Annotated in this window: 13 protein-coding genes; 11 read left to right on the forward strand and 2 right to left on the reverse strand. The window is 41.5% G+C overall.

The annotated features are described in order from the left end of the window. The first annotated feature begins 135 nt into the window (after positions 1-135). Positions 136-1,182, forward strand: coding sequence for an AraC family transcriptional regulator (locus tag AB5213_RS10720; RefSeq protein WP_368276676.1), 1,047 nt, complete (start codon positions 136-138; stop codon positions 1,180-1,182). 165 nt (positions 1,183-1,347) lie between these two features. Here the strand turns inward: AB5213_RS10720 and AB5213_RS10725 are convergent, their stop codons facing one another. Then, positions 1,348-2,652 carry an alpha-amylase family glycosyl hydrolase gene (locus tag AB5213_RS10725; RefSeq protein WP_008373212.1) on the reverse strand — a complete coding sequence of 435 codons (1,305 nt, stop codon included), beginning with the start codon at positions 2,650-2,652 and terminating at the stop codon, positions 1,348-1,350. A 253-nt stretch (positions 2,653-2,905) separates the two neighbouring features. Between AB5213_RS10725 and AB5213_RS10730 the strand changes: the two genes are divergently transcribed. The 10 genes from AB5213_RS10730 to AB5213_RS10775 all read left to right on the forward strand — a co-directional run bounded on the left by AB5213_RS10730 (position 2,906) and on the right by AB5213_RS10775 (position 14,634). Next, positions 2,906-3,478, forward strand: a complete 573-nt coding sequence (locus AB5213_RS10730) for a hypothetical protein (protein WP_055156086.1) — start codon at positions 2,906-2,908, stop codon at positions 3,476-3,478. Positions 3,479-3,495: 17 nt separating this feature from the next. Beyond that, on the forward strand, positions 3,496-5,112 hold the full coding sequence (locus AB5213_RS10735; RefSeq protein ID WP_173692567.1) for a GH3 auxin-responsive promoter family protein: 1,617 nt from the start codon (positions 3,496-3,498) through the stop codon (positions 5,110-5,112). Between the two features lie 9 nt (positions 5,113-5,121). Further along, positions 5,122-7,665, forward strand: coding sequence for an HD domain-containing phosphohydrolase (locus AB5213_RS10740; protein ID WP_173692566.1), 2,544 nt, complete (start codon positions 5,122-5,124; stop codon positions 7,663-7,665). 185 nt (positions 7,666-7,850) lie between these two features. Then, positions 7,851-8,279, forward strand: a complete 429-nt coding sequence (rplM, locus tag AB5213_RS10745) for a 50S ribosomal protein L13 (protein WP_022220779.1) — start codon at positions 7,851-7,853, stop codon at positions 8,277-8,279. A gap of 27 nt (positions 8,280-8,306) precedes the next feature. Further along, positions 8,307-8,699 carry a 30S ribosomal protein S9 gene (rpsI, locus tag AB5213_RS10750; RefSeq protein WP_008373223.1) on the forward strand — a complete coding sequence of 131 codons (393 nt, stop codon included), beginning with the start codon at positions 8,307-8,309 and terminating at the stop codon, positions 8,697-8,699. 177 nt (positions 8,700-8,876) lie between these two features. Continuing rightward, entirely contained in the window at positions 8,877-10,433 is a 1,557-nt protein-coding gene (locus AB5213_RS10755) for an ABC-F family ATP-binding cassette domain-containing protein (RefSeq protein WP_055260823.1), read from the forward strand. 326 nt (positions 10,434-10,759) lie between these two features. After that, positions 10,760-11,626, forward strand: a complete 867-nt coding sequence (locus AB5213_RS10760) for a zinc dependent phospholipase C family protein (protein ID WP_368276677.1) — start codon at positions 10,760-10,762, stop codon at positions 11,624-11,626. Beyond that, positions 11,580-12,812, forward strand: a complete 1,233-nt coding sequence (locus tag AB5213_RS10765; protein WP_175305774.1) for an MFS transporter — start codon at positions 11,580-11,582, stop codon at positions 12,810-12,812. The genes AB5213_RS10760 and AB5213_RS10765 overlap by 47 nt, the downstream gene beginning before the upstream one ends. 22 nt (positions 12,813-12,834) lie before the next feature. Continuing rightward, positions 12,835-13,629, forward strand: a complete 795-nt coding sequence (locus AB5213_RS10770; protein WP_173692565.1) for a class I SAM-dependent methyltransferase — start codon at positions 12,835-12,837, stop codon at positions 13,627-13,629. A 3-nt stretch (positions 13,630-13,632) separates the two neighbouring features. After that, positions 13,633-14,634 (forward strand): dipeptidase, encoded by a 1,002-nt coding sequence (locus AB5213_RS10775; RefSeq protein ID WP_055156093.1) that lies wholly within the window; start codon positions 13,633-13,635, stop codon positions 14,632-14,634. A gap of 88 nt (positions 14,635-14,722) precedes the next feature. On the opposite strand, the gene AB5213_RS10780 is transcribed toward AB5213_RS10775, so the two are convergent. After that, positions 14,723-14,926: a cold-shock protein gene (locus AB5213_RS10780; RefSeq protein ID WP_008373270.1), complete on the reverse strand. Its 204-nt coding sequence runs from the start codon at positions 14,924-14,926 to the stop codon at positions 14,723-14,725. Between the last annotated feature and the right edge of the window lie 393 nt (positions 14,927-15,319).

Genomic DNA, 15,319 nt, shown 5'->3' on the forward strand with positions numbered 1-15,319 from the left:
AAGAGTATAAATGGCATAAATGATGGGATTGAACCTTATGTGTATCAGATTCAATTGTTAAGAGCTATTCGAGATGAACAGGAATGATCACTATAAAAAGATAAAACTGGTTTTTATCAGAAAGAGGAATAAATTATGTATTTTCAATCTACACGTCCTATGATGTATCAGGATTTAATTAAAGAAATGAAGGCATATGAAAAAGGTTTTGGAGAAAATCATTTTACAGAAGATAGTCTTTCTTTTATTTTAGATTCCTATTATCCGGAAAAAGAAGAAGGAAGAGAGGTGCTTACATTTATAGGACCGAAGGATTTAGGATATCTTTGTATGGACAAGGAGGAATCGGACAAAATTCTTGAAAGGAAAAGTATGCACAGACATAATTTCTATGAGTTGATGTATGTTGCAGATGGAAGGCTATATCAGAACATTGAAAATACCAGACATCTTTATCCGAAAGGAAGTTGCTGTCTGATGAATATGAATATTCGCCATCTGGAGGAATTCGATGAGTATTGCAGAGTGATTTTTCTGGAATTTACACAAGAATATATTTTGAATTTACTACAATTTCCAAGTGTTTTTTCCGGGAAACGCACAAAGGAATATGAGATGGTAAGGAAATTCTTTTTACATGAATTGGATAAAGAAGAGGCATCACGACGGGCTTATATCGATTTTATTCCGATGAAAGAGACAAAAGTAGTGCATGATTGTTTTGACAAAATTGCAGTAGGATTGCAGAAGAGAACGCCTAAATCAAATTTTCAGATTGCAGGAGCAATGATAGGAATGTTATCTGCATTGTTTGACGGAGCGCTTTACACAAATACGCCGGTTGCTTTCGGAAATACGTCTGAGAGAGAACTATTTGATCAGATAACCAGTTATATCCGGGAAAAGGATGGACAGGTGCGCAGAAAGGATTTGGAGGAAAAGTTTAGTTATTCAGGAGATTATCTTTATAAAACGGTTGAAAAATATACCGGGTTGTCTCTGTATGAATATAGCACGAAATTTACAATGGAAAAGGCGGAGGGACTTCTTTTGGATTCGGATCTTACGATTGCAGAAATCATGGAGGACCTTGGCTTTAGTAATCGGACACAATTTTACAGGCTTTTTCGAAAAAATTATGGAATGACTCCGAGGGAATATAGAAAATCGAAGTTCCGTTAAATGACAGGAAATCTCAAACGAAATTACTGTATTTACTGGAACAGAGATTCTTTGAAAAAATGCCAGAACCGACAGCAAGCCGGAACTGGCATTTGTGCTGTTAAGCAATATCAATCATTCTCATGGCAAACCAAAGAGGTCTGCTTTGGAAAATGTCCGGAGATATTATTTCAGATACTGCACACTGTACGGCGGCATCTCAAGCTGTCCGCTCATCTGGATTTCATTTCCGGTGAGCAGGTCGGTCATTGTGCCTCCGAGTTCTCCATTGTGCGCAGTAAACGGTGCGTCCGATGCATTGATCGCAACCAGCATCCGTTCATCATCGGTCCGACGCTCAAAGATGAGCTGATGGTTGGTCAGGACAACATTACGGTAGCTTCCGTGGCAGAGTGCATTGCTTCCGGTTCTGACGTGGATCATTTTTTTGATCTCTTCGGTCAGTTCATTTGGCTTTGGTTCTTCAAAGCATGGACGAAGGGCGTAGTCATTATTTGGTGCTTTTACCCCTTCCTCACCCCATTCACTTCCATAATAAATACAAGGAACACCCGGCATACCAAGAAGAAGTCCGTAAGTCAGCGGCAGGTGGTTCTTGTTGGTCAGGATACTTGCAATTCGGGTTACATCGTGGTTGTCAACAAAAGACATCAGATGTTTTCCGCGGTAAATGCACCACTGTTCCGGTCCGTACTGACGATTCAGAGAGTGCGCAATCTCAAACATGTTCATGCTGTTGAAGCTGGAATAAATACCTTTATAGCATTCATAGTTGGTGCAGCTGTGCAGCATTTCGTCATTGACGATCTGATTGTAGTCCCCGAAGAGAACCTCTCCGATCAGGGCAAAGTCAGGTTTTAATTCCTGGCAGAAACTGCGCAGACGTTTCATGAAATTGCGGTCCAGGCAGTATGCAACATCAAGCCGGAGACCGTCGATGTCAAATTCATCGATCCAGCCTTTTACACATTCCAGGAGATAATCTACAACAGCAGAATTGGCAAGATTCAGTTTGACCAGTTCAAAATGTCCTTCCCATCCCTCATACCAGAATCCGTCATTGTAGCAGGAATTACCGTCAAAATTGATGCAGAACCAGTCCTTGTATGGAGAGTCCCATTTCTTTTCCTGTACATCCTTAAATGCCCAGAAGCCGCGTCCTACGTGATTAAACACACCGTCAAGAACGATTTTTACATTGTGTGCATGGAGATCTTTGCATACTTCTGCGAAATCTTCATTGGTTCCGAGACGGCAGTCGATTTTTTTATAATCCCTGGTATCATAACCATGATTGTCTGATTCGAAAATTGGATTTAATAATATAGAAGAGATACCTAAGGATTCCAGATAACTGCTCCAGTCCTTTAATTTTAAAATCCGGGATACGGTTTTGCCGTCATTTGCGGTCGGAGCGCCACAGAATCCAATTGGATAGATCTGATAAAAAATTCCTTCATAAGCCCACATATTCTAGTACCTGCCTTTTAGTCAAAATTTGGATAAAAATCCCATACATCTATTGTATCAGATAGAAGCAAATGATGGTATACTATTTAAAGCAAAAGTGGAATTTGTAAAAAATGTAATGATATGGTAATGTTTTTGAAAAAAGGGGAAAGGGAAGACATTTTTTGGTTGCAATTTATAGTAGCTTTTATTATAATTTAGAGTGCGTGAAAAGGTATTTGTGCATAATAATGCACAAATCATGGAGAGAAAAATGTGGCAGTTTATACTAGGAAGTACAGGATTTATTCTGTATTTTATTTATGATATCAACAGTGTTCGGATGAAGAATGCAGTATTACAAAAATTTTTTGCAGCTGGGAGTATTCTCGTTGTAGTATCACTGATTGCAGAGCTTTATGCAGCATGGGGGAGTTGCCAGCGGAAGATCGGAACAATGACCGGATTTGGATTAGGAGGATTCCTTTTCCTTTGTCTGCTCATTTATACGTTGTTTTTTGCGCTTCCCTTTGAAGAAACCTATTGTGAAGAAAATAAACTGCGTGCGGCTTATACGGAAGGTATGTATGGATTGTGCCGCCATCCTGGTGTTTTATGGTTTGCAGGAGCATATTTGTGCATGTGGGGAATGGTCGGTGGATGGAAACATGGGATTTATTTTTTACTTATGATTTTCTGGAATTATCTGTATATTATTTTTCAGGATCTGTGGACATTCCCACGGACATTTTTTAACTATAAAGAATATCAGCAAAGTACACCGTTTCTGATACCGAACAGAAAAAGTATACGGGTGTGCCTGCGTACTATCAGAAAAAATGATTGATCTGGAGCGGACAGTCTATGAATTTAAAAGAAAAATTAAAAAAACAACAGTATAATGAAATATGGCAGCAGTACTGTGGATTTCTGGATCTGTCGATGGACGGTTACATGAAAATCCAGCGGCGGCTGATGGAAGAACAGATCCAGCTGTGGAGTAACTGTGGACTTGGACAGTCGATTTTGAAAGGAAAACATCCCCGAAATCTGGATGAATTCCGCAAAATGGTACCGCTGACGGAGTATGAAGATTATGCAGACATTCTTCTGACCAAGCAGCCTGATATGCTTCCGGGGAATCCGGTGATCTGGATTCAGACAACCTGGGAAGGCGGGAAACATCCGATTAAGGTTGCACCGTATACAAGAAGTATGCTGGATACCTACCGGAATAATGTGACAGCATGTCTGATTTTATCGACCAGCAGGAAAAAGGGTTCTTTTGATGTTGCATCTACGGACAAATTTCTGTATGCGCTGGCACCGCTTCCGTATGCTACCGGACTTTTTCCACTGGCACTCGGGGAAGAAATCGATATTGAGTTCCTTCCGGCAGTAAAAGATGCTGTGAATATGAGTTTCAGCGAACGAAACAAGCTGGGATTTAAAATGGCGATGAAAAAAGATCTGGGATTTTTCTTTGGTCTTGGAAGTGTGGCTTATGCGGTAAGTCTGAGCCTTTCTTCGATGACCGGTGGCGGCGGTATCCAACTATCAAGTCTTCTGAAATGCAGACCGCATATGATCTTCCGTATGATACAGGCAAAATACCGCTGCAAAAAGGAGAACCGGCAATTACTCCCAAAGGATTTATTCCATTTGAAAGGGTTCATGGTAGCAGGTACGGACAATCAGTGCTATAAAGATGATCTGGAAGAACTCTGGGGAATCCGGCCGATGGAATTGTTTGCCGGTACGGAACCATCTATAATGGGGACAGAGACCTGGACGAGAAAAGGAATGTATTTCTTCCCGGATACGGCATTTTATGAATTTATCACAGAGAAGGACATGTTGAAAAATCATGAGGATCCGTCTTATGTTCCACCGACATATCTGATGGATGAAGTCCAGCCGGGAGAAAAATATGAGCTCGTATTTACGATTTTGAAAGGCGGTGCATTCGCGAGATATCGCTGTGGTGATATGTATCGGTGCGTTGGACTGGAAAACAGGGAAGATGAAACACAGATCCCACGTTTTGAATATGTGGACCGGGTACCATGGATCATTGATATAGCAGGATTTACAAGGATTTCAGAAAATGGGATCCGAAATGTCATTCGTCTGTCAAAGCTCCCGATCACAAACTGGGTTGCGGCAAAGGAATATAATGAACAGAACCGCCCATATCTGCATATGTATGTAGAACTGGAACGGGAATCCTTGCTGAACAGTGCCATGAGCGCCGATATTTTAAAAGAGTTACTGAGTACATATTTTAAATATATTGATCAGGATTACCGTGACTTGAAGAAAATCCTGGGAATGGATCCTTTACAGGTTACAATTTTTACGTGCGGAACATTTGAAACTTATGAAAAAAAGACTGGGAAAAAACTGCATCAGATGAATCCTTCTTATTATGATTTGAAGGCGTTGCTGGAAGTGCAGGAATGTTTGAACAAAGTGAGATAAGAGGGAATTATGGGAACCTATGGATATATTTCAATCATAGCAATGGTGTGCTATGGATTTATGCTGCTGATGTTTCTGACAGCGAAGCGAAATAAAATTGTAAATAGCTTTCTGGTAGTGCTGGTTGGACTGCTTTTTTGGGCTGGAGGATCGGCATTTATGCGTGTCCATCTGTGGCCAAGTTATGAATTCTGGTATCAGGTTTCCCTGCTTGGAATTTTACTGCTGCCGTATGCATATTATTGTTTTATTCTGGCATTTGGCGGAGTGAAAAAAAGTCTGCCAGGGAAAATATATCTGGCTGTTATGCTGATCTGTTTTGTGGTAAATATCCGGCATGGGGTATTCCTGGGATGCCCGAATGTGGTGGAAAAGAATGGGCTTCCTACTTTTGTGTATGAGATTAAACCTACTATATTAGTACTCTTTTTCCCGGCTGGGATTTTTTTGATTTATCTTTTCCTTATCCTTGTGCGGATCTGCAAAGCGAATCCCAATATGAAAGTACAGTATGAACCGGTCATGGCAGGGGTTCTGGTGTTGTTTGCAGGGAATATGTTGCTTGGAATACCATTCTTCAGTGGATTTCCGATTGATATTTTAAGTGGCGTTGTAAATGTATTTTTTCTGTTTTATGCACTGATACGCAGACGTCTGTTCCGGTTGCAGATGCTGGCATCGCCCAGTCTGTGTTACGGTGTAGGATTCTTGTTTTCTGTTATTGTATTTTTAAATATAATTCCATATCTGCAGAAAATCTTCCATATACAGATGGATAAGAATACAACGCTTTATGCCCTTGTTTTTGCAATTGTGTTTCTGGTGATTTATGCGCTGTTTACTTTTTTGTGGAAGCTTCTGGTACGCAGTGTGTTTGTCAGGGAAGAAAATTATCAGACAGAAAAAATCAGGGAGTTCAGCTCTGCAATTTCGAAGACGCTGGATTTAAATGAAATTCTGGACAAAACGATCAGTGTCATGAAAGAACTGATGGATGTTGGAAATATCTATATTTGTATGCAGGATGCACCAGGACAGCCATATCGGGGAGTGGCAAGTGATCAGCCACTGAATGATCTGACATTTACGATGGAAGAAGAAAACCCGATGATCCAGTGGCTGAAAGAACATGAAGAGCCGATCATTTACCGGGATTTTCGTTATACTGTGGAGTATAAGTCGATGTGGGAGAGTGAAAAACACCGGCTGGATAAGACGCATATCCGTTACTGTGCAGGACTGAAAGATGGAGAATGCCTGGTTGGTGTGATTCTGATCACAGATGCTTCGGCAAAAAAACGGCTGGTATATGATGAGGTGCAGCTGATCTCATCTGTTACGTCGGTTGCATCGATTGCGATTAAGAATTCAAGATTGTACGAGAGAGCCCGTCAGGAAGCCAGAACAGATGAGATGACCGGATTACTGAACCGGAAGTATTTCTACGAAGTGCTGAATGAAGAGCTTGAGAAAAACAGGGAGGCATCGCTGGCACTTGCGATCATCAATGTAGATGATTTTAAATTGTATAATCAGTTGTATGGGGTGAAAGAAGGAGATCTGTGTCTGCAGCGGATTGCAGATATCATCAGAAGCAGTGTCGGAGAAAGTGGATACACGGCTCGCTATGGAGGAAAGGAATTTGCGGTTCTTTTACCGGGATATGATCTTTTTTCTGCCAGAAATATGGTGGAATCTATTGCAAAACAGATTTACGTTATGAATAACCGCAGAACGGATATGAAGCTGAAAGCAGTAACTGTGAGTGCCGGTATCAGTGCGGCTCCTTATGCGGCAAGGAACGTGAAAGAGCTGATGGAAAATGTAGATCTGGCAGTTTATCATGTGAAACATAATGGGAAAAATGGGATCCAGGTCTTTGATATGATGTTCCGGAACAACAGTGTGGGGAACAATACAAGGAATCGCACCCATATTTATCAGGAGTATGAGGCTACGATTTATGCGCTGACGGCGGCAATTGATGCGAAGGATCACTATACGTTCAGCCATTCCAACAACGTAGCTTATTATGCAACGGCACTGGCATCTGCCCTTGGAATGAACGAAGATATGATAGAGATTATCCGGCAGGCAGCACTTCTGCATGATGTCGGCAAAATCGGCATTCCGGAGTATGTACTCAATAAAGAGGGAAAACTGACAGATGAAGAATATGAGATCATCAAAGGGCATGTAGAGGCATCGATCGATATTATCCGTCACCTTCCATCGCTGGATTATGTAATTCCGGCAGTCATCGGTCATCATGAGCGGTATGATGGAAAAGGATATCCACGCCGGATCGCAGGAGAAGATATTCCACTGACTGCGCGGATTTTGTGCGTGGCAGATTCTTTTGATGCCATGACATCCAAACGATGTTATAAAAAAGCATTTCCTATTGAAGTAGCACGGGAGAAGCTTCTTCAGGATGCAGGCAGACAGTTTGATCCTGACCTGGTATGTAAGTTTGTTGAATGCCTGGATCATGGCAGTATTACACTGGTGAAGGCAGAAGAAACTGTGGACAATCTGAAAGAAATGCTGTAGAAAATTCCCACAAAAAAGTGACGAAAATCAGCAAGAAACAGTTGACAAAAGCTTGCTGGTATAATATAATATGCAAGTATGACGTGAGAAGAAACGGTTTGCACCAAAGCCCCGGAGTGAACTTGTTTTCTATAGAATCTACAATGAAAATAATTAGTAAACTGAAATTCATAGGAGGTCAACCAATGAAAACTTACATGGCTAATCCAGATAAGATTGAAAGAAAATGGTATGTAGTTGACGCTGAAGGACAGACACTTGGACGTCTTGCAGCAGAAGTCGCTAAAGTTTTAAGAGGAAAAAATAAACCGGAATTTACACCGCACATTGATACAGGTGACAACGTAATTGTTATCAACGCTGAAAAGATCAAAGTTACAGGAAAGAAATTAGATCAGAAAGTATACTATCATCACTCAGATTATGTAGGAGGAATGAAAGAAACTACATTAAGAGAAATGATGGCAAAGAAACCGGAACAGGTTATCGAACTTGCTGTTAAAGGTATGCTTCCAAAAGGACCTTTGGGAAGAACAATGATCAAGAAACTTCACGTATATGCTGGAGCAGAACATGCTCATCAGGCACAGAAACCAGAAGTTTTAACATTTTAGTCAGAGGTTTGAAAGGAGGAAATAAAAGTGGCAACAGCTAAATTCTACGGAACAGGAAGAAGAAAAAAATCTATCGCAAGAGTATACCTTGTACCAGGTACAGGTAAGATCACAATCAATAAAAGAGATATCGACGAATATTTAGGACTTGAAACTCTTAAAGTTGTAGTTCGTCAGCCATTAGTTGCAACTGAAACAGTTGATAAATTTGACGTTCTCGTTAACGTACGTGGTGGTGGATACACAGGACAGGCAGGAGCAATCCGTCACGGAATCGCAAGAGCACTTCTTGAAGCAGATTCTGATTACAGACCGGTACTTAAGAAAGCCGGATACCTTACACGTGACCCACGTATGAAAGAACGTAAGAAATACGGTCTCAAAGCAGCTCGTAGAGCACCACAGTTCTCAAAACGTTAATTTGGAGCAATGTGGCTGCGGGAAAGACGAAGTTTTTTCGAGTTCATTTTCAAAAATACAAACCTCAGAAACCTTGTGTTTCTGGGGTTTTTTGTCTGTTTATATTGAAAGAACACCAATTTCCACATATAATAAAAGACAATGTGTAAAGAAATGAATCAGGGAGAATAATAAAATATGAGTATATTAAATGTAGAACATCTGACACACGGTTTTGGTGACCGTGCCATTTTTGATGATGTATCGTTCCGTCTTTTAAAAGGGGAGCACATCGGTCTTGTAGGAGCAAACGGAGAGGGTAAATCTACCTTTATGAGTATCGTTACCGGGAAACTTACGCCAGACGAGGGAAAGGTGGAATGGGCGAAGAATGTACGAGCAGGCTATCTGGACCAGCATGCAGTCCTTCAGAGCGGTATGACGATCCAGGACGCACTGAAAAGTGCGTTTGATCCGCTTTTGCAGAAGGAGCAGCGAATGAACGAGATCTGTGAGAAGCTTGGCGAAGTAGATGAGGATGAGATGAATCTTCTGATGGAAGAGCTTGGAACGATTCAGGACGAGTTGACACTGCATGATTTTTATACGATCGATGCAAAGGTAGAGGAAGTGGCAAGGGCACTGGGACTTCTGGATCTGGGACTTGACCGTGATGTTACAGATCTAAGCGGAGGTCAGAGAACGAAGGTTCTTCTGGCAAAGCTTCTGCTTGAGAAGCCGGACATCCTGCTTCTGGATGAACCGACAAACTATCTGGATGAAGAGCATATTACGTGGCTGAAGCGGTATCTGCAGGATTATGAGAATGCATTCATTCTGATTTCCCATGATATTCCGTTCCTGAATGAAGTGGTAAATATCATCTATCATATGGAGAACCAGGAACTGAATCGTTATGTGGGAGACTATGATCATTTTCAGGAGGTCTATGCAGTTAAGAAAGCACAGCTTGAGGCAGCATACCGCAGACAGCAGCAGGAAATCAGTGAACTGAAGGATTTTGTGGCAAGAAATAAAGCCCGTGTTTCTACAAGAAATATGGCGATGTCCAGACAGAAAAAGCTGGATAAAATGGATGTAATTGAGCTGGCAGCGGAAAAGCCGAAACCGGAATTTAAGTTCCGTTACGGACGGACTCCGGGGAAAATGTTATTCGAAACAAAGGATCTTGTAATCGGTTATGATGAACCACTTTCCAAGCCGCTGAATTTCCAGATGGAAAGAGGACACAAGATTGCGATTGTCGGAACAAATGGTATCGGAAAGACTACATTTTTGAAGAGTGTACTTGGTCTGATCCCGGCAATTTCCGGCGAGTGTGAGCTTGGGGAAAATCTTCAGATCGGCTATTTTGAACAGGAAGTTAAAGGAGAAAACAAGACAACCTGTATTGAAGAGCTGTGGCAGGAATTTCCGTCATTTACCCAGTATGAGGTGCGTTCTGCCCTTGCAAAATGCGGACTCACTACGAAGCATATTGAGAGCCAGGTAAGGGTACTGAGTGGTGGTGAACAGGCAAAGGTAAGACTCTGTAAGCTGGTCAACAAGGACACGAATCTGCTGATCCTGGATGAGCCGACCAATCATCTAGACGTGGATGCAAAGGATTCTCTGAAAAAAGCGCTTCAGGAATACAAAGGAAGTATTCTTCTGATTTGCCATGAGCCGGAATTCTATCAGGATGTGGTAAATGAGGTGTGGGATATGAGCAAGTGGACGATGAAAGTATTTTAAAAGTGTCGTGCAGAAGACCTTTCGGGACTATCCTGAAAGGCCTTTTTGTGTTACTATTTATTCAGAACGTATCATTTTAGTCATTACTTTTTATTTTATAGGAAATTCCGAAGGAACTTCCTATGAAATAAAAGGCACTACGTGCCGGAGATGCGCACTCGCACGAAGATGAAGAATGTCGCAAGCGACTGCGCTCGGCGCGAGAATGTGCCAAGGCACATTCTTTTTTACAAAGCCGTTATATAAGCTTTACAGAAGTAAGATAGAGCCTGCAAAGCGCAACGTCTATAATAAAACGTGTTTCAGAAAAGAAAGGATGGGATAATATGCCGTCAACTTATGCACATTACATTTTTGGACAGCAGATCAGGGGCAGATTAAGCGGATATGAGAGAAAAATTATTGATAAATATCCGGAGCTTTTTAATATTGGACTTCATGGACCGGATATTCTTTTTTATTACAGACCGCTTGGCAAGAACAAGGTCAATCAGTTGGGAAGCCGTATACATAACGAGAGCGGGGCAAAGTTTTTCGTTCATGCAGCGAAGGCTTTACATACACACGACCAGTATGAGAAGCATCTGGCTTATGTATATGGAGTGCTCTGCCACTTCGCGTTGGATGAAATCTGTCATGGTTACGTGGAACAGGCAGTAAAAGAGACTGGTCTTGCACATATTGCAGTGGAGGGCGAGCTGGATCGTAAGCTGATGATTATGAACGGAGAAAATCCAGTGAGCAGGAGACTGACCGGACATATTGTTCCTTCTATGAAAAATGCGATAATTATAAAAGATTTTTATCGCGGAATTACAGCAAAGGAAGTCAAAAAAGCACTGAATGGAATGGTATTTTATGACAGGATTCTTGTCTGTCCATCTAAATTAAAGCGGATGGCACTTTATGCAGCACTTAAAGTGGCAGGGCTTTATTATGATTTTCATGGGTTTATTATCAAGTATCATGAGAATGAATCCTGCAGGGAACAGATAAGAAAACTGCTTCATCTTTATGAAAAAGCAGTTCCACTGGCAGACAAACTGATCTGCGAATACAAACCGTTTCTGGAAGGAAACGCCACATTAGATTCTGTATATGCCTATACATTTGGTTCTCAGTTTCCTGGCAAGGAGGATACGTTAAATGAAAATAAAATTGACAAAACAGGAGAAAAACTGGATACTTTATGATGTCGGAAATTCTGCATTTACACTTCTGGCAGCAACCATTTTACCGATTTATTTCAACTATATCGCAGGAAAGCAGGGACTTTCGGATGTACAGTATCTGGCATACTGGGGATATGCAGTATCCATTGCAACCTTACTTACAGCACTTGCAGGACCGGTATTTGGAACCGTTGCAGATACAAAAGGCTATAAAAAACCAGTTTTTACAATTGCACTTGGAATCGGGGTAATTGCTTCAGTCGCACTGGGATTTGCAAAGTACTGGCTGGCCTTTCTGGTAGTTTTTGTCATTGCAAAGGTCGGATATTCCGTAACGCTGGTATTTTATGATTCCATGCTTGTTGATGTGACATTGGAAGACCGGATGGATGAAGTGTCTTCCCAGGGCTATGCGTGGGGATATATCGGAAGCTGTGTACCGTTTGTAATCTGTCTTCTGGTTGTGTTAAATGCAGGGAAGATTGGGATTACAATGGAGATAGCAATGATGGTTTCCTTTGTGATCATCACGGTATGGTGGGTAATTATGACATTACCACTTCTGAAAACTTATCACCAGAAGTATTATGTAGAAAAGAAGCAGCATGCTTTTTCAGAAAGCTTCAAAAGAATCGGCATTACTCTGAAAAATGTAAAGAAGGAGAAGAAGGTTTTTCTGTTTCTTCTGGCGTTTTTCTTTTATATTGACGGGGTTTATACGATTATTGATATGGCAACTGCATATGGATCAGCACTTGGACTTAGCAGTACAGGACTTCTTCTTGCATTGTTGCTTACGCAGATCGTAGCTTTCCCATTTGCGATTATTTTCGGAAGACTTGCGAAGAAATATTCTGCAGAAAAGCTGATCACAGTATGTATCGTGGCATACCTTGGAGTGGCAATTTTTGCGATTTTTCTGCATTACCAGTGGCAGTTCTGGGTTCTTGCAGTCTGGGTAGGTATGTTCCAGGGGGGTGTGCAGGCGCTTTCAAGATCTTACTTTACGAAGATCATACCGGCGAACCAGTCAGGTGAATTCTTCGGCTTAATGGATATTTGCGGAAAAGGCGCGTCCTTTATGGGAACAACGATCGTGAGCCTGATCTCGCAGCTTACCGGCAATATCAATATTGGTGTGGGGATGATCGCTGTCTTATTTGTGATCGGAATTATTCTATTCCGGAGAGCGGCAGCGCTAGAATAAAAATAAAGGATACAATAGATTTATGATGACAGAGCTTGAAAAATATTATAACAAATTCAACGAAGAGAAGCGGCTTAAGAGCCGCCATGGACAGGTAGAATTTATTACCTCAATGAAGTACATTCACAAATATCTTCCTAAGCGGGAGCATGGACAGGTAAAGATTCTGGATGTAGGAGCCGGAACCGGGCGCTACAGTGTTGCACTTGCCGAAGAAGGGTACGATGTGACGGCGGTAGAGCTGGTGAAATACAATCTGGGAATTCTGAAAAAGAAGAACAGCTCTGTGAAAGCATATCAGGGAAATGCGCTGAAGCTGTCACGTTTTCCGGATAAGGAATTTGACCTGATCATCCTGTTTGGGCCGATGTATCATCTTTATACAAAGGAAGATAAGGTGAAGGCGCTGATGGAGGCGAAGCGTGTTCTGAAGGATGAGGGCACGATCCTGGTGGCTTATACAATGAATGAGTACAGTGTTCTGGTGTATGGATTCCGGGAGAACCATATACAGGAATGCCTGGAAAATGGCAAACTGGATGCGAATTACCGGGTATGTCCTTCACCGGAAGATTTGTATGATTATGTGCGTCTGGAGGATATTGACAGCTACAATGAAGCAGCAGGAATGGAACGGATCCAGATTATTTCGGCGGATGGACCATCCGATTATATGCGTCAGGTGTTAAATACGATGGATGAAAAGACTTTCCAGACGTTTATTGACTATCATCTGACTACGTGTGAACGCCCGGAATTGGTTGGTGCGGGATCACATACGGTAGATATTATAAGAAAGAAAAAGATGGGGGAATAGAAAATGAAAGTAGCAGATATGCATTGTGATACAATTTTAGCGATTCAGAGAGGAAGGGAACAGGGAAAAGAGATTTCACTTCGGAAAAATAATTTAAATGTGGATCTTGAACGGATGAAAAAGGGGGATTATCTGATTCAGAATTTTGCCATTTTTCTGGATCTGGAGGATCCGATGCTTGCAGGAAGTCCATTTCGTTATGCAATGAAAATGGCGGATGTATTTTATCGGGAAATGGAGAAAAATAAAGACTGGATCCGGCCGGTCACAAAGTATGACGAGATTGAAGAAAACCGGAAGAATGGAAAGATGTCGGCGTTGCTGACATTGGAAGAAGGAGAAATCTGCGAGGGCGATCCTTCCCTTTTAAGAGACTTTTACCGGATGGGGGCAAGGATGATGACTCTGACCTGGAACTATCCGAATCAGCTTGGATATCCGGCAAAAGCGACTGGCGGAGAATTTGCCGGAAAAGTCTTTTCAGAAGCCGGATATGGGCTTACAGCGCGTGGAATTGAGTTTCTGGAAGAGATGGAGAACCTGGGAATGATCATCGATGTGGCACATTTAAACGATGCAGGAATCCGGGATGTATTAAAGTTCACAAAGAAGCCTTTTGTAGCGAGCCATTCCAACGCGAGACATTTGTGCAGTCATCCGAGAAACCTGAATGATGAACTTCTGAAAGCGATCGGGGAAAGAGGCGGTGTGATCGGGCTGAATTATTATGCATATTTCCTGCGCGACTGGAAAGACGGAGAGACGGTTGTGAGCAGAGCGGAGGATATTGTGGCACATGCAAAATATATCCGTGATATGGCGGGAATAGAGGCTTTAGGACTTGGTTCGGACTTTGATGGTATGAATGGAGAACTGGAGATCGCATCCCCTGTAGATATGACAAAGCTGGAAGATGTATTTAAAAAGAATGGATTTACAGAGAGCGAGATTGAGAAAATCTTCTGTAAGAATGTAATGCGAATATATAGAGAACTGCTTGGGTAATTCCGGCAAAGCATATTTATAACATAGAAAACCCGGCTGTGGAGTAATACACAAGCCGGGTTTTTTACTCTAGCATCTTTTGCAGCGATTACGCAACTGTTACATTAACAGCCTGAAGTCCGCGGTTTCCTTCTGTGATATCGAAAGTAACGTTCTGTCCTTCTTCAAGAGATTTGTATCCTTCTCCCGCGATTCCTGAAAAATGTACGAATACATCTTCTCCGGTGCTTTCGTTTGTGATGAATCCGTAGCCTTTCTGTGCGTTGAACCACTTAACTGTACCCTTGTTCATTAGTAGTACCTCCTAAAAAATTGATGATGCCGATAAAAATAAAAATCACATATTTTTGTAAGTCATCAGACAGATGTTAATGATTTACAAAAATATGTGAAATCTAAATCTTATCTAAAACACAATTTCAGAATATCACGTGGTAGGACAAATGTCAAATCAAAATAGGAAAAATAGGAAAAAATAAATGTCTTTTTATTGACAGGAAGAAAAAGGAATGCTATTATTTTTAACATATTTAAAGAGTGAAAATATTTGTACAAAGAGGTACTTTACTGCGGAGAAGAACGCAGAGAGTATCTTTTTTTTGACTTGCAGGAGTGCAAAGCACGTAGCAATCTGGTATCAAAGGGGTCAAAAGTATAAATGGGATGTCAGAAAGAGGTAGTGCAG

The sequence above is a fragment of the Coprococcus sp. RTP21204st1_G4_RTP21204_210225 genome, assembly GCF_040915385.1.
Classification (GTDB): Bacteria; Bacillota; Clostridia; order Lachnospirales; family Lachnospiraceae; genus Allocoprococcus; species Allocoprococcus comes.